Source organism: Shewanella sp. Actino-trap-3, from assembly GCF_002836275.1.
In the GTDB taxonomy this organism is placed as follows: Bacteria; Pseudomonadota; Gammaproteobacteria; order Enterobacterales; family Shewanellaceae; genus Shewanella; species Shewanella psychromarinicola.
The window spans coordinates 3368756-3385229 of record NZ_PJCE01000001.1 but is presented as its reverse complement, the minus strand read 5'-3'; the positions used below and the strand labels follow the sequence as shown (position 1 = coordinate 3385229).

Here is a 16474-nt window from a genome sequence, read left to right as displayed (position 1 = left end):
AAGAGGCTGTTGTAGATGAATACATTTAATACCCTTACCATTAAGCAAAAAATCTTGCTGACGGTAACGTTCGCTGTACTGCTGTCGACGATGTTAGTCGGACTGCTGAGCCAACGAAGTGCAAAACAAATCGTCGAACAGCGCATGTTAAACTCGGAAATGCCGAGCTTGCTTATGCAAATTCGCAATCAAGTCGACCTCGAAATTAGTGGTTTAATAAATGCAGCAGAACAGCTAGCCAATAGCCGAATGTTGCTTGGATGGCTTGAAAATGGTCGTCCAGCAGACCAAGAAAGTCTCGTGATTGCACAACTTAATGATGTAAAAGATCAATTCGGCTTAGCTCAAGCGTCTTATGCCGATCGTGAGAGTGCAGCCTATTATACCCAAGACGGGTTTTTACGCGTGTTAACCCCAGAACAAGACAGCTGGTTTTTTGATTACCGTGATAGCAAACAAGAGCGAATGCTGAGTATCTTTACCGAAGCCAATGGTGAAGTAAAACTATTTATTAGCTACCAACAACCCAATGGTCGTGGGCTTGTTAGTTTAGCCAAATCATTAGATGACATGGTTAATTTACTGGCTTCATTTAAAATAGAAGATAGCGGTTTTGTCTATTTAGTGGATGCCAAGGGTGACGTAAAACTGCATCAAGACACGCGTAAAGTGGGTAAGAGTAAACTTAGCAGCTTGTACCCTAACGCCAATACTAACCAGCTGTTAAACCAAAGAGACTTTAATTTGGTCAAAGCGGAAGTCGATGGCCAGAATATGCTGATCGCCAGCAGCTACATTGAATCAATGGACTGGTACTTAGTTGCTCAAGTGCCTGAAGCGGAAGTCTTTGCCTTGCTACAAGACTCTGCGTATCAAATTTTACTGTGGACAATACTTATCGCAGCGGTGTTTATTGCGATTTCGATTGTCGTTGCCGGTTCGGTCAGTCGTCCTATTGCCCATATTGCCGAGCTATTTCGTAACATTGGTGAAGGTGAAGGTGATTTACGCCAACGACTCCCTGTTACTGGAGATGACGAAATAGCCCAGCTTGCCCGTGGTTTTAATAGTTTTATCAGCAAAATTCAAGATACGGTAGTCGAAGTGGCCAAAACCAGCGAGCAGCTAGGTTTATCGGCAGTTGATGTATCAAACCAAGCCCATCAAACGTTAGATGATAGCCAATTACAAAAAGACCGCACCATCATGGTTGTCACCGCAATTAACGAAATGGGTGCTACGGTTAATGAAATTGCGACCAATGCAGCTCAAGCAGCGGTTACCGCTCGAGATGCTGATACCGAATCGATTGATGGTCAAAAAGTGGTAACCCGAGCACGTTCAACTATTAATCAATTATCTAAAGATGTTGAACAGGTCGGTGAAGTGATTGAGTCGTTAGCAACGCACACTAAGTCAATTGGCAGCATTTTAGATGTTATTCGTGCCATATCAGAGCAAACTAACTTACTTGCACTTAACGCGGCGATTGAAGCCGCTCGCGCAGGCGAAGCCGGACGAGGCTTTGCTGTTGTTGCAGATGAAGTGCGTAACTTGGCTTCTCGAACGGCTGCATCGACCAACGAAGTGCAAACCATGATTGATAAGCTTCAATCAGAAACCAGTCGTGCCGTTAATGCGATGGAGCAATCTCGTAGCCGCTCACTCGAAGGTGTTACAGCTGTTGATGAGGCAAGTCATTCGTTAAGTGGTATTAGTCAACGTATTGCGCTGATTAGCGATATGAACATTCAAGTTGCTGCGGCAACAGAAGAGCAATCAACCGTAGTTGAAGACATCAATCGCAATGTGACTGAAATCAACGATATTACTCAACGTACAGCCGATACAGCTCATGCGGCTGCGCATGCAAGTAAATCATTGAATCAGTTAGCCACTCGTCTTGATACCCTAGTGGCGCGCTTTAAAGTGTAATGCGTTAATCAATAGCCATAAAAAAACGCCACTCATTTGAGTGGCGTTTTTAATGCTTATGATTATTGGCCATCACTTTATGTTTATAGTACGGGTTACTTCAGAAACCGAATCGTGAGCGGATATTGGTAAGCGATGCCATCGCTAGCTTTCACCATCGCGATAATGGTACAAATAATATCAAGCAATGCCAACGCCGCTAACAGTAATACTCCCACGCCAATCAAAATCAATATTGCTGATACTAGGGCATAAACCATTAAGCTCAATTTAAAATTAAGACAATTCTTTCCGCATTGGTTGGCAAACTCAAATTCATCACGTTTCATTAACCAGACAATTAAAGGTCCTAGAACACTGCCCAAAGGAAAAACATACCCCACAAAACTGGCTGCATGGATCAATAAACCCATATCTTTCGCTTGCTTGCTAACTTCGCTTATCGGTTCGGCCATTTGATATTCCTTATCATTTTTTTATTATATTGTTATTCTCTAACTCGCTTTGCCATATAAGCGCATTGCCCAATCTTCTATGCTTTGCTGATCAAGTCTGCGCTGCAATGAATTAACCCAACTTTGCGCTAAACCGTCGCATTCAAGCAGCAGCTGATATTGCGCAGCATCAAATTCAGCTAAAAAATAAATCTGCATGGCTTTAGCTACGCTAATATCCGTTTTCCTCTCCAGCAATACAATACTATCACTAGAACGAATATCGCCTTCAGACAGCACCCGATAAAACCAACCGCACATGCGACTTTCTTGCATGGCTAAGGCAAATTTAGGCTGACCAAACTGTAAATTGAGTTTAAAACAAGGCGAGCGAGGCTGAGTGACTTGTAAGGTAACATCGCCAATTTGGACAATGTCGCCGATATTAACCTGTGCTTCATTAAGGCCAACTGTACTGATGTTTTCGCCCATTGAAGGTGCATCACCAAAGGTTGGCATTAAATCCCAGCGCCGGTATTGGCCATAATGTTCACGCGGAAAATGATGTAGCACTCTGTCGAGACCACCGTGATGTTTAGGGTCGGCCTCACGATTGCCTACTACCCGGTCAAACTGCACGGTCAAAAGCTTAACGGCATGTTTTTGATTAATACAACTGGCAACTCCGTTATGCATTTGCACTTGGTCACCTAAATACAGCCCAGAAATACACTTTACCAATCGCTCACTCATCCAGCATGTCCTTGCTTAAGTATGATTACACAGTGCCAATATACCCAATTTTCAGACAAAAAAAAGCCTTACTGTAGAAGAGTAAGGCCATCAATAAAATGGGAGATAATATAGCAAAAATAATAGCTAAAAATGGTCTGAACCATTGGATACTATAAAAGTTGTTTAGACGGGCTCATCATAAAGGCCAACAATGACACTAAAATGACAAACCAATACTATTTTAGTTATCCGCATATACTTAGCAATGCGCAGCGTTCGCCTGCAAACCTTAACTTAACCCAAGTTGACCTTAGGCTAGATACTGTTTCAGTGCCTCGCCTGGAATTGAGCTTTTGGTTGCAACAGCAAACGATGCCCACAAAGCTCCTTCATGCATTGCATCGGTAATCGACATCTGCTGACATAAGCCATGGGTCACCCCAGAGGCATAGGCATCGCCAGCACCAGTAGTGTCGACCACATCGGCTGTAACGGCTGGAACATGTTGTTTGCCATCCGCGCTATACACCATCGCCCCTTGGTCGCCATCGGTAACAATAAAATATTCTAATGCATCGCCGGCAATTGCTTGCGCAAACAACCATGGATCTTGGTTGCAACGACCTTGCATATCGGTAATCGATGCGATCAGCACATGACAAGGACGGTTGCGCTCATCTTTTGCCAGTTGAGATATCACTTTGCAGTTAGGATTAGACGCAATAGCATTTGCCGCCCAAGCGCCGGCACCTTTTGCTGAGGAGTTAATATAAAAAGCATCCCAATGTTGCCAGTCGGGTGGCGCGGGAAGTTCAAAAATAGGTCGCTGTGGTCGAATAATGGTCCGTTCACCATCGGGTGTCATCACCAGTAACATTTCACAAGTATTGCCACTAAAGCGGTGCACCAAACGACAATCGAGCCCTAAGGTGCTGGCCTTAGCTAAAATCCAGTCACCTATGTCGTCACTACCGACCTCACTCACCAGAGACACCTTGTGTTGAGCCCACACTAAGCCCAATCCGGTATTCGCACCACCACCGCCTAAACGTAATCCGCCATCTTGATAATGAAAACGGCCACCGGTTTTTAGTGGCTTATCAAGCACTAGAATGCGATCACAATTGATATTGGCAAGTAAAAGAATATTGGCCATGCAACTCACCTAAAAAAGCGTCGATAAAAAGAACCTTGAGTATAACAAAAAGGCCGTGATTAACACGGCCTTTGGTTATCTCGATGATCTCAATACGGGTTAAGAGATGGGATTATTAAACTAACATAAAAATATTTAAGCTAATTTTATATCAAACTTGCTATTTTTTTTGCTAACAAGGCGTATTCACGCGTGAATAGCAGCATCAATAGCGGGTCTATTGCAAGTCAATACAACGCAGATAACAAGGCAAATGGTACTTTGATAAGCGTTGATTATCCCGAACTGAGATTACATATCACCAGTGGCAAGTGGTTGACGCAATTGGGCACGCACATTGTCCATGCCGGAGTAAAACTCCTTCATCATCAATAGCCCCAACATTTTGCCATTATCGGTCACAATCAGTTCATCTGGGTTAACTGGGTCATTTTTAAGTGCCCCCATCGCTTTCATTGAGGCCATTTCTTTAAACAAGGCGGTGTCTAAATTAACGTTGAAAGTATCGCGAAAATATTTACGTGATAAACGCCCAGAAAACATACCCAGCAAAAAGCGATATTGCATGACTTCTTTTAGCTGGTATTTTTTCTGTTGCTCAACCGCCATACGGCCTTCGGCAATACGTTGTTGATATTTTTTCAGCGAAAATGTATTCACGTATAGCGTGTCATTTAAAAAACTAAATGAACCAGAACCTACACCGAGATACTCATCATAATCAATAACGTACTCATCAAAGCCTTCGTTATTAGTTTTACCAAATGCCCAAGCCGATAACTGTGTGTATTGCCCCGTCAAGTGGTTTAAAATCTGTCGGTACTGATTGACCATTTCACCTTGGGGTGCAGCTAGCTGGTTCTTAACGCTTTTACGGGTTTGGTGAGTGATCATTAGCGGATAGGTAGTAATTTGGCGTGGGTCGAGTTTTGAGGCAATTTCAAGATCTGACTGGATAATTTCATCCGTTTGACCACGAAAACCAAAAATTAAATCCACATTGATAATAGGAAACAGCTCTTTGGCCGCCATAATATTGTCAAAGGTTTGTTGGCCAGAACCAAACTTGTCTAAGCGATCGGTCATTTTTAAAATGCCATCATCAAAGCTTTGTACCCCAATCGACATTCTGTCGACCAGTCCTTTTAATTGCTTAAATTCAGGGTTGGCCAAATGCTGCGGATCAGACTCACATGACACTTCTTTAATGCCCGGGAACAAGTTTTTTGCATGTTCGATGGTGCGGGCTAATTCATCTTCAAGCACTGTGGTGGTGCCACCGCCAATGTACATAGATTCAAACTCATAGCCTAAATCTTTGGCCATTTGCATTTCTTTACGCAGCGCAACAAAGTATTCGCGCGCTTTATCTTCGCGGAATAAAAACCGGTGAAAGGTACAAAACGAACACAAAGTATGGCAAAACGGAATGTGCGCATACAACATGTATTTTTTGCCTTCGATGGGCTTAGGCATGCGGTCAGTAGAAATGGTGTCGAGGCGCAGGTTTTTATCAACATAAAACTGCATGACCCGCTCCATAGAGCTGATCATCCAATTGGGTACGGTAATATTAGATTGATAAGGTTTAATCAACTCCTGGCTGGCTGATTGAATAATTGGAGACATAAAAAATCCTAACTGAATGAGCCCTGAGAGCAAAACCATTGATAAAAAGCGCTAAATAAAATACGCATACCCTAAGCAGGAAAACAAAATATCACTTTAGAGATAGCTAAAATGTGAACTAGCTAATAGATATGCAAACTAACATGGTTATTGGCGCACATTTGTTAAGCAGGTCATGTTTTAGGTATTGCTTATTGAGTTACTGATGAGGGGCTAATGCTGCGGCTAAAACCAGAAAATAGAACAAAGCAAGCTGAACCTACAACCAAAGTCGGACGCGCATATCAACAGCAGAAGAAATCTTAGTTGATAACTTTTTGATAATCATGAGCATTAAGTAGCAAGCAATTTAAATGAAATCATAAACAAGGTTTGCTGATTAGGATACACAGTTTGGATCAGTTGCTTTAACTCAACTAATGGCAGGCTTTCTTGACTAGCATGAAACTCATTAATGTCATCAAATGCTAATGGCTCAACGGCCAAAATAATGATGTCACACACCTTGGTATGGCTTTCAAGAGTAAACACCTGCACTTGACTGCCCGGCTGGTAATGGTTTTCGCTGCCATCACGGATAGTAATCGTCTTCCGCCCTGATGCAACTAACGGCGTTAAAAACTCAAAAAAGGTCATTTCCGTGGGTACTGTCATCATTAGGTGGCCTTAACTAAAAACATAACGTACCCACTCGGGGCACATGACTTACTCGGAAGGGGAATAGCCATTATAACCTCCCGCACTCGCCTGGGCTTTGATCAAAGTAGCGTTTAAACTCGCGGCTAAATTGGGCCGTGCTTTCGTACCCCACCTGAGTTGATACCTCTTTAACCTTCAAATTCTGCACTTGTAATAACGCTTTGGCTTTATTCAGGCGGATCTTCTTTAAGTATTGTATCGGTGATGAGGCGGTGACCTCTTTAAAGCAACGATGAAACGCCGACGGACTCATATTGACCAAACGAGCTAAAGTGTCTACTTCAACCGACTCACCATAATGTTTATGAATGTAGCTAAGGGCTTTTTCGACCCTCGATAAACGAGTGTGGCTAAGCGACAACGCATAAAGCGGTGCGGCATTGGGCGAGTCTAATAAACGATACAATAACTCAAGCACTAACGCCTCACCCATTACTTTGGCTTCTAATGGCGACTGTAACGCCTGTAATAGCCGAATAACGCTGCAATCCATGTCTTCAGTGTTATCAGCAACAAAAAAGCCACTCTGGCGCGATTCGTTTAAATCTTTAGGGATCTGATGATGCTCATCCATCAGTCGGATAATGTAATTAAGCTGCACTAAATCGATATCAACCATCAATACTAATACAGGCTCTTCAATACTGGCAAACGTTTCACACTCTACCGGCAGTGGCACCGTCATCACTAATGAGTGCTGGCGGTCGTAATCGAAGCTTTGGTTGTCTAAGTAAACCCGTTTTTTACCTTGGCCGACAATAAGCACGCCTTGTGAATAGCACATGGGTCCGCGCGCGCCATACCGTGAGCTACGAAACACATGCACACCGGATAAATGGGTATGATTAACCCCTTCAGTTGGGGCAAGTTGTGCCATTAATTTTGCTGCTTCACTCATACCTTCCCCTTAGAAAAACCTTCATACCAATACTATCAAAAAAGCAGTAAAAGGTATCAAATTAACCAAAAAACCACCTTATTTAAACAATATAGATAGGAATAGGCATGAACTCGATAGCTCTGTGTCTGTTTATTTTGACTCAATCAGCTATCATAATCACATAATTTATCCTTGTTGTTGTGTATATAAAACTTTTCCATAAATGACTTATGCATCAACAATCAGCCAACTCTTTGTTTCACCGCTCAACCAAAAGGCGTCCATTATGCTCAATTTTGATTATCGTAACCCTACTCATGTTGTTTTCGGCAAAGACCGTATCGCAGAGTTAGACCAACTTGTTCCAGCCAATGCACGAGTATTAATCACTTACGGTGGCGGCAGCGTGCAACGTTTCGGCACACTCGATAAAGTCAAAGCCGCATTAGGTGACCGCATTGTATTTGAGTTTGGCGGCATTGAGGCAAACCCGACATACGGCACCCTAATAAAAGCCGTTGACGTTGCCCGTAAAGAAAACATCGACTTCTTACTGGCTGTCGGTGGTGGTTCGGTTATGGACGGCACCAAATTTATCGCCCTAGCGACTCAGTTTGACGGTGACACAGCAAGTTTATTACATCACGGATTTACACCGGTTCCAGTGGCTAATGACAACGTCATCCCACTTGGCGTTATTGCTACCCTGCCGGCTACGGGTTCAGAAATGAACGCCTTTGCAGTAGTAAGCTATCAAGGCGGTAAGTTCCCAGTAAATCACCCATGTGCCTACCCAACATTTGCCATGCTAGATCCTGAATTAACTTTTAGCTTACCCAAAATTCAAGTGGCAAACGGTGTTGTCGATGCGTTTGTGCATGTGCTTGAGCAATATGCGACTTACCCCGTTGATGCCCGCGTACAAGACCGCATGGCAGAAGGCATTATGCGCACCCTTATTGAAATTGGTCCTATTACCGTTGAAGAGCCAACTAACTACGATGCCCGCGCTAACTTAATGTGGAGTGCTACATCTGCTCTAAACGGCATGATAGGTACAGGCGTGCCATTAGATTGGTCTACTCACATGATCGGCCACGAGCTAACCGCGTTGTTTCACATCGACCATGCACAAACGTTAGCCGTTGTATTGCCATCAGTATGGCGCGTGTTAAAAGATCAAAAACACGCCAAACTGCTGCAATACGCAGCACGCGTTTGGGATATCACTGAAGGTGATGAAGCTAGCCGAGTGGATCAAGCCATTGACAAAACAGAAGCTTTCTTCCAGCAAGTGGGTTTACCAACCCGTTTACGCGATCACGGTGTAACCCAAGATCAAATCAGCCTAGTGATTAATGCATTAGAAGCTCATGGCATGACCGCATTATCTGAAAGCGGCCAAGTCGATTTAGCCACCAGCCGTAAGATTTTAGACATGGCGTGGTAATAACGCTTACAGCCTAAGCGATCAACCCATTCATCGCTTAGGCTTGAGCGGCTATATCCAAGACTATGACTAACATTAAACAAAAAGGGCTTAACAATGACTATCATTGTTAAGCCCTTTTTGTTGTGCCTAAAAACGCTGCGCATTAGCATCATTAGCTAGAAATGGGCACCGTCGGCTCGAAAAGTGGAGAAAAAAGTGAATAAAAACACAAAAATTCGGCTACGCAATGTCTATGTTATTGGTTGCGTACTAACGCTAATACTAATGCGGAGTAACGCTTGAGAATAAGTTCATTACTACAACACCCGCTAAAATTAACGTCATTCCCACTAGCGCACCTAAATCTAATTTTTGCCCATACATCACCCAAGCGATCACCGTAATGAGCACAATACCCAATCCAGCCCAAGTCGCATAAGCAATACCAACAGGAATAGTTTTTAGCGCCAAAGATAGAAAATAAAAAGATAATACGTACCCCACAATAACCACGATTGAAGGCATTATTCTTGAAAATCCATCGCTTGCTTTAAGTGCAGAAGTTGCCACAACTTCAGTTAAAATGGCCACACTTAAAAATATCCAACTTTTCATTTTTACTTTCTACGCAGACAAAACAGCCGCGCAGTATAAAGACTAAATAATAAAAAAAACAGCCTAGCATGTTATCTCTATGCCTGATCATCTGTACATTCAGTCATCATATAATACCTTACGAAACCGCTCTACTCTCTAATTAATAACATAGCGTTTTTGACTCTTCACACAAAAAATATTGAATTCGTTTCTCGATGAATTAAGCTTTAATCTATTAAATGTAAACAATATGACCCATTCAAAACAGTAACATAGACTTGATAGCTATTAATCGAGAATGACGCTATCTAGTTAAAGAGTTAAGCACATGGCCTGTGCTGGCAATGTGCATAGTCTTGCCGCTTATATCTGCATAAATGTTAGCGGCATTCGGTAAAAAATTATCGATGCTGTTGTTTAAGCGCCACACCCGGCAAAAATAGTTGCTTTGTGGCGCAGACTCAATCCGACTTTATAAGGCCGCAGTGGCCCATAAGCCGCTGCGGATTGGATTGACTAAGCCCACCATAACCAACTTGCGCATTCCCCACTAGATGCAAAAAATGGTTTCACAAGTGGCTGGCCATATATTGCTCGGATTAAAACGCTAGGCAGATCTTACCGAAGTGCTTGCCAGACTCTTGGTAGCGGAACGCGTCAGCGATCTCTTCCAGCGCAAATGACCGGTCAAGGATCGGGTGCATGTCGTTTGCTTCAATCGCGCGGATCATTTCTTGCTGATGGTTTCGGCTGCCCACAATCAGTCCTTGCAGGCGAACCTGTTTCGCCATCAGTTTTGCGGTTGGAATATCCCCAGCCCAGCCAGTCAACACCCCAATAAGCGCGATATGGCCACCAATGCGCACGGCATCAATAGATTCTGGCAGAGTGCTAGGGCCACCCACTTCTATAACGTGGTCGACGCCCTTGCCGCCAGTTATTTCCTGAACCTTAGTGCCCCAGGCCGGTGTGGTTTTGTAATTGATGGTGTGATCGGCACCCAGTGCGGTGAGCCGTTCCAGCTTTTCGTCTGAAGACGACGTAGAAATAACCCGAGCGCCCATCATCTTGGCAAACTGCAGTGCAAAGATAGACACACCACCGGTGCCCATCGTGAGCACGGTATCGCCTGCTTTCAGGCCGCCATCAACAACAAGCGCTCTCCATGCGGTTAAGCCTGCGGTGGTCAATGTGGCGGCTTCGGCATGGGTGTAGCCTTTAGGGGCGTGGGTGAACCAGTTGGTTGGGCGGACAACCTGCTCGCGGGCGTAACCATCCTGGCCATCACCGGGTGTGGTACTGAAGTTTCCAATAAGAGCGGGGCCAGTTAGCCAATCAGGGAAGAATGTCGACACGACAGGGTCACCAATCTTAAATTCGCTGACACCTTCACCGATGGCTTCTACAACGCCGGCGCCATCCGCCATGGGGATGCGGTTGTCTTCGGTCGAGATGGCTCCGACAACCACTGCATAATCGTGAAAGTTGAGAGAACAGGCTCGAATACGTACTCGTATTTCGCCAGGCCCCGGTTCGCCAGGTTCCGCGCTATGGTTAAGCTTGAGCTGGTCAAGACCGCCCGGTGTAGAAAGGGTCATGCTTTTCATACTAAGTCCTCTAATTATTTCATGTATAGGAAATGTATAGCAGAATTAGTGCTACAACTTTTCTCAGCATTGAGCAACAAGCTGTCTACTTTATGTATACGGGGTAATCTGTGTAGCCTTTGTTGGTTCCGCCGTACATAGTCGATGGATCGGCTTCATTTAATGGCCATTCGTATTTAATGCGTTCAGGTAAGTCTGGATTAGCAATAAATGGCCGGCCAAAACCAAAAATATCACCATGACCTTCAGTCAATATTCGAAGCGCTTTTTCTGGGGTATATTTACCTGCATACATAATTAAGCCATCAAAGGTTGATCTGACTTCTTGATAAAATTTTTCAGGTAAATCTGGAGCATTATCCCAATCAGCTTCAGCAAGGGATAAATAGGCAATGCCAATATTATTTAAAATTTTAATCGCTTCGATATAGGTTAAATGAGGGTCACTTTCAACTAACCCTAAATACACTCTGACTTCATCGGTACTTTCAAATAATGGCGCAAACCTTACCCCGACTTTATCTGGCCCCATAACACTCGCAACCGCTTCGGTTATTTCTTTTAGAAAACGTAAACGATTCGCTAAAGTACCACCGTATTTATCGGTTCTATTATTAGTATGCTCAGAGATAAACTGATTAACAAGGTAGCCATTCGCACAGTGTAATTCAACGCCATCAAATCCAGCTTCTTTGGCGTTAATTGCCGCCTGTTTATACATCTGTACAAGCTCTTCAACCTCGGCGGTAGACAGTGCTCTTGGCTCACTTGGATCGGCCAAGGCGCCTTGATCTGGAGCCGTTTCAATAAACACCTTAACGGTGTCTGCTATAAGGTCAGATGGGCCAATAGGTGCTTGCTGATCTGGCTGTAATGAGGTGTGAGAGACGCGTCCAACATGCCACAATTGGCAGAAGATAATACTACCTGCATCATGTACGGCTTTGGTGACTTGTTTCCAGCCCGCAATTTGCTCGGCACTATGAATGCCCGGTGTCCACGCATATCCTTGCCCTCTAGGTTCAATTTGCGTTCCTTCCGTCACCATGAAACCAGCGCCCGATCGTTGAGCATAGTACTGCGCCATCAGTTGATTAGGAATATTCCCTGGCTGATCACTTCGTGAACGTGTCAGTGGTGGTAAAACAATACGATTTCTTAAGGTATATGGACCTAATTGGGTTTCTTTAAATAAGTGAGAGAACTTCATTTATGTGACTCCGAGAATGTGATTAAAATAGACCTATCGGTGATCTATGTAAGCTGATCAAGCTATTTTTCTGTTGGCTATATGCGTCAAGCATGGGTTGAGGCGTTTCTCGACCAATACCTAATTTGTCATACCAAACAACGGCAAAAGGGTCGAGCTTAGTCGAATAACACTATGCATCTGACTTCAATGCTTATCCGCGCAGCTGATTTTTGATCACTCATTGGCAATGAAAACGCGCTATGAGGAGTCCTTGAAATAGCGCTATCTAGGTCGCTATCAAAGACTTTAAAATTGAGTTGTTCTTGCGATGTCATTTGAGGATAAAAATACCAACGATTATTATCGTCATAACTAAAAGCTTCTATTTCCCCGATACGATCAGGATAAGCCACCGGTAACTTTCGAGATTGTTCGGGGTGAAATGTTCTTGCATCTCCAAGTGCCAAAGGACTATCGAGTACTACATCAACTAAAGGGATCCAAGTATTTATAAACTGAAACTTTTTATAATCACTTGCATTTAGGCCGCTTTTTTTCAGTTCTATATTAAGACGGTTTTCTGCTGAACTCGCCACGTAATCGTTATGTACGGTATGAATAGGAGCGCGCTTTTCTGTGCGCGTTAAATGATCTTCAACCGAGCGAATGGTATGGTCAAAAACAAGACATTGACTGGCATTGGTTAGATCCAAGAGGTGCTTTATTATTTGTGGATAAAGCTCTGTTTGAACAAGGTTATCGTCAAAATAGTTCGCAACAACATAATCATTTTTAGCTAAACCAAAGCCATCATTATTGAGTGATGGAGGGGTATTCAATAAGCGCGCATTGGCTATTTCAACGAGTCGAGTATCAACATGTTCCGTTAGTTTATTCGCACTTTTTGCTGTGGTTGATAAATCAAAAATGGCACTAGAATCTGATTTTATATAATTAATTTCTGCTTTAATTGATGACTGTTTTTGACTTACCCCATCCAACAACATAATGGATCCTCCGTGCGAAATACTGCCGCTAATGAATTCGATGGGATGTATGCTAAACTCTCTTCAATACAAAAAAAAACAATATAAACTTGTTGGAGATACAAATATTAGTGGTATCAATAGACTTGATATAAAACAACTGCGTATTCTCCAGTTGTTACTTCAGGAAAGAAATTTATCTAAAGTGGCAAATTTATTGGGCTTAACTCAGCAAGCCATTAGTGAGCAACTGAAAAAGCTAAGAAATACCTTTGATGATGAACTGTTTATAAGAACCAGCAATGGCGTGACGCCCACACATGTTGCGGAAGAAATGGAGCATAAGGTCAATAATATACTGGCTGATATTGACAATTTAATCTCTGGTGATCACTTTACCCCGGCTGAACTATCGGGGGTTTTACAGATAAGCGCCTCAGATTATGCCTTAGTGACTATTTTGCCGATGTTACTTAAACAGGTGAATAAACAAGCTCCGAACCTGAAAGTTATTATTAGGGATTTTGAATCGGACAATTTACATCAGCTAATGGTCACTGGTGAGCTTGATCTCGTATTCACCTTCCCAGAATTTATTCCGCAAGATTACCCAAATATGCGCTTATTTGAAGATCGCCATGTTTGTGTAACAGGAAAAAACTCAATCTATCGTGATAAGAAATACAGTCTGAAAGAAATCGCGCAGCTACCGCAAATCGTTATTTCACCTTCTCGACCCAATCTGAAAGGCTCTCATGATTCCTGGTTTGCAAAAAAAGACCTGAAAAGGAATATTTTAATGTCAGTACCCAGCTTTTCGTCAGCATCTACCATAATAGAGGCCACAAATACGATTGCTTTCCTGCCGGCGAGATTATTACCTGACCCCAGGTTGGTTGCCATTGAAATTGAACAGAGCCCTCCCAGCTTTGATGTTATTGTCGCTTGGCACAAACGTTCAGAAAAAAATCCGTTGCATCGATGGTTATTGAATATCCTTGATGATATTTTTCATTCATAGCACAAAGTAGCATGTTAATTAAGCGTGCGGATCAGTTGAAAAGTTAACCCTATAGCCAGCGTTGGCCATTTACAGCGCCTTGCTGCTTATTTCTGTATAAATGTTTGCGGCATTTGCTTAAAAATTATCGGCGCCGTTTTTAAAACACTGTTTATATAATTACTTATAAAACAATGTGGACATTAATACACAAGAATTACCAACCAAGATCACACCCCCATCTCTATCGCTTTTTTAGGGGTGAAACTACTCCCTACCGAAGCGATAATCACCAAACCGATGGCGGACCACTGCAACAAGGTCAATTGCTCACTTAGTATCATAAGACCTGCCAATGCGGCAATGGCAGGCTCTAAACTCATTAGCACGCTAAAGGCCTGGGTGGGCATATTTCTAAGCGCCACCATTTCCAACGAATAAGGCAAGGCACTGGATAACACCCCCACCAATAACCCAAGCGGTAGTACTTCCCAGCTCAATAACGCTAAGCCTTGGCTCACGGCGCCAACGGGTACTAGCACTATGGCTGCTACCGTCATGCCTAATGCCACAGTAATTCCACCTGATGCTTGCTTGCCGGTGCGCGTACCAAACAAGATATAACCGGCCCAGCACGCCCCGGCCCCAAGTGCCATCAATGCGCCCGTAATATCAAGCCCTTGAGCACTGGATAAGTCAGGCAGCAGCAGTAAAATCCCCGCAATGGCACAACCGACCCAAAATAGATCGCTTTTGCGCTTTGAGCCAAACAAGGCGACTGCCAAGGGACCGGTAAACTCAAGCGCAACCGCAATCCCTAACGGAATACGTTCAATGGCTAAATAAAACAAGATATTCATTCCGCCTAAACACAGACCATAAATAATAATGCTCTGCCAATCTCTGCCTTGAGGTAATGCCCGCCATGGACGAAATACTAGCCAAAGTACCGCAGCGGCAAAGCCTAAACGCAGTGCTGTGGTGCCTTCTGGCCCAACCAAGGGAAAAAGTTGTTTTGCTAACGAAGCGCCAGACTGAATGGTCACCATCGCCAGCAAAACACTACCGACAGCGGTCAGAAGTACACGATTGATTTGCATATAGAATACGCCAAAAAATGAAAAAACTATGTGTCGGCATTCTACCTGAGGCAAGTCAAACACGGCAGCAATTATTATTGTTAGGCACAGAAGTCATACCATTAAGGTCACGATATGGTAGGCATCAGCCAAATTTTACATACTAAACAATCTTAGCCACATCCAATATAGGGTTTATTCGACACTTAGGGTAATGACGCAGCTTAGTGCGGCCTTATGGTTATTTGTTATGCCCGCACCCATTATCATGATGTGGTTAACATTAACCCCAACATACCCAGACCAAACCCAAATACCGCCCCCATTGGCGGGGCCCAACGATTTTCTAGTTTTGCCTGAGGCGCTAAATCTTGAAATATTGAATAGAGGATACCACCCGATGCGAAAAGCATGACTGCGGCAATCACTTTTGGCGACTCTGATAACCATAAATAGCCAGACATTGCTGCTATAGGCCCAAGCACAGCCATTAAACAAAACATGATGATAATTTTTTGGGGCCTATAAGCAGAAGAGTCATTTAATTCACGATAGGCACTAAACCCTTCAGGCACGTTTTGTAACGCGATTAACGCTGCCAGTAAGAACGCATTGTTACTTCCCGTTGCGAACGCCGCACCTAGTGCGATTGATTCAGGAATAAAATCCGCTAGCATGGCTGCTAGTTGAGTGGCTGGGGTATCTATTTTGTTAAGGTAAATATCAAGGGCCATAAAGCTAAGTCCGCCCACCATAAGCCACATACAAGCCGATAATGGATCAAGATGCGCTATGCCCTCTGGCACTAAAACCAAAGCAACGGCTGACAATAATGCCCCGCCCCCAAAAGCCATGACACTGTGCCTAAATTCCTGTTCAAGCCACTCACTGCTCACGTTCTCAAAATGGGCAATTAAAGCACCTAACGGCATAGCCAAACCAGCAAGCAGTGTGGTTGCTAAAACAGTTAGCAGCAAAGACATGATTTGATCCTTTTAGGGGTATGACACCACATTAAGTGTCTAGATATAGATGGTTAACATATTGGACTGAGTGAAAACAGCCAACGGTATTTTTCCGTTTGAATGGCTTATTGAGCTAAGTCGCCGTGGG

The 16474-nt window shown here is 43.5% G+C and carries 15 protein-coding genes; 3 read left to right on the top strand and 12 right to left on the bottom strand.

Features of this window, described 5'->3' with window-relative positions:
• Positions 1-15: 15 nt before the first annotated feature.
• Positions 16-1935 (top strand): methyl-accepting chemotaxis protein, encoded by a 1920-nt coding sequence (locus CXF80_RS14525; RefSeq protein WP_101033593.1) that lies wholly within the window; start codon positions 16-18, stop codon positions 1933-1935.
• A 95-nt stretch (positions 1936-2030) separates the two neighbouring features.
• Here the strand turns inward: CXF80_RS14525 and CXF80_RS14520 are convergent, their stop codons facing one another.
• The 6 genes from CXF80_RS14520 to CXF80_RS14495 all read right to left on the bottom strand — a co-directional run bounded on the left by CXF80_RS14520 (position 2031) and on the right by CXF80_RS14495 (position 7486).
• Positions 2031-2390: a DUF4870 domain-containing protein gene (locus CXF80_RS14520; protein ID WP_101033592.1), complete on the bottom strand. Its 360-nt coding sequence runs from the start codon at positions 2388-2390 to the stop codon at positions 2031-2033.
• 39 nt (positions 2391-2429) lie between these two features.
• Positions 2430-3122: an MOSC domain-containing protein gene (locus CXF80_RS14515; protein ID WP_101033590.1), complete on the bottom strand. Its 693-nt coding sequence runs from the start codon at positions 3120-3122 to the stop codon at positions 2430-2432.
• Between the two features lie 292 nt (positions 3123-3414).
• Positions 3415-4260 carry a PfkB family carbohydrate kinase gene (locus CXF80_RS14510; RefSeq protein ID WP_101033588.1) on the bottom strand — a complete coding sequence of 282 codons (846 nt, stop codon included), beginning with the start codon at positions 4258-4260 and terminating at the stop codon, positions 3415-3417.
• A 291-nt stretch (positions 4261-4551) separates the two neighbouring features.
• Positions 4552-5889, bottom strand: a complete 1338-nt coding sequence (locus CXF80_RS14505; RefSeq protein ID WP_101033586.1) for a coproporphyrinogen III oxidase family protein — start codon at positions 5887-5889, stop codon at positions 4552-4554.
• Between the two features lie 333 nt (positions 5890-6222).
• Positions 6223-6546, bottom strand: a complete 324-nt coding sequence (gene yqfB / locus CXF80_RS14500; RefSeq protein WP_101033584.1) for a N(4)-acetylcytidine aminohydrolase — start codon at positions 6544-6546, stop codon at positions 6223-6225.
• A gap of 70 nt (positions 6547-6616) precedes the next feature.
• A complete protein-coding gene (locus CXF80_RS14495) occupies positions 6617-7486 on the bottom strand; it encodes an AraC family transcriptional regulator (protein WP_101033582.1) in 870 nt (289 codons plus the stop codon).
• A gap of 268 nt (positions 7487-7754) precedes the next feature.
• On the opposite strand from CXF80_RS14495, the gene CXF80_RS14490 reads away from it, so the two are divergent.
• Complete coding sequence (locus CXF80_RS14490) at positions 7755-8918, top strand: iron-containing alcohol dehydrogenase (RefSeq protein ID WP_101033580.1); 1164 nt, start codon at positions 7755-7757, stop codon at positions 8916-8918.
• A gap of 264 nt (positions 8919-9182) precedes the next feature.
• On the opposite strand, the gene CXF80_RS14485 is transcribed toward CXF80_RS14490, so the two are convergent.
• From CXF80_RS14485 to CXF80_RS14470, 4 genes are all read right to left on the bottom strand, one after another.
• Positions 9183-9515 carry a DMT family transporter gene (locus CXF80_RS14485; protein WP_101033577.1) on the bottom strand — a complete coding sequence of 111 codons (333 nt, stop codon included), beginning with the start codon at positions 9513-9515 and terminating at the stop codon, positions 9183-9185.
• A gap of 581 nt (positions 9516-10096) precedes the next feature.
• Positions 10097-11104, bottom strand: coding sequence for a zinc-dependent alcohol dehydrogenase family protein (locus CXF80_RS14480; protein ID WP_101033575.1), 1008 nt, complete (start codon positions 11102-11104; stop codon positions 10097-10099).
• An 85-nt stretch (positions 11105-11189) separates the two neighbouring features.
• Complete coding sequence (locus CXF80_RS14475) at positions 11190-12314, bottom strand: alkene reductase (RefSeq protein ID WP_101033573.1); 1125 nt, start codon at positions 12312-12314, stop codon at positions 11190-11192.
• Between the two features lie 158 nt (positions 12315-12472).
• Entirely contained in the window at positions 12473-13303 is an 831-nt protein-coding gene (locus CXF80_RS14470) for a CmcJ/NvfI family oxidoreductase (protein ID WP_101033571.1), read from the bottom strand.
• 49 nt (positions 13304-13352) lie between these two features.
• On the opposite strand from CXF80_RS14470, the gene CXF80_RS14465 reads away from it, so the two are divergent.
• Positions 13353-14303 (top strand): LysR family transcriptional regulator, encoded by a 951-nt coding sequence (locus CXF80_RS14465; protein ID WP_332871111.1) that lies wholly within the window; start codon positions 13353-13355, stop codon positions 14301-14303.
• A gap of 209 nt (positions 14304-14512) precedes the next feature.
• Here the strand turns inward: CXF80_RS14465 and CXF80_RS14460 are convergent, their stop codons facing one another.
• Positions 14513-15382: an EamA family transporter gene (locus CXF80_RS14460; protein WP_101033569.1), complete on the bottom strand. Its 870-nt coding sequence runs from the start codon at positions 15380-15382 to the stop codon at positions 14513-14515.
• A 245-nt stretch (positions 15383-15627) separates the two neighbouring features.
• Positions 15628-16344 (bottom strand): ZIP family metal transporter, encoded by a 717-nt coding sequence (locus CXF80_RS14455; protein ID WP_101033567.1) that lies wholly within the window; start codon positions 16342-16344, stop codon positions 15628-15630.
• Positions 16345-16474: the final 130 nt, after the last annotated feature.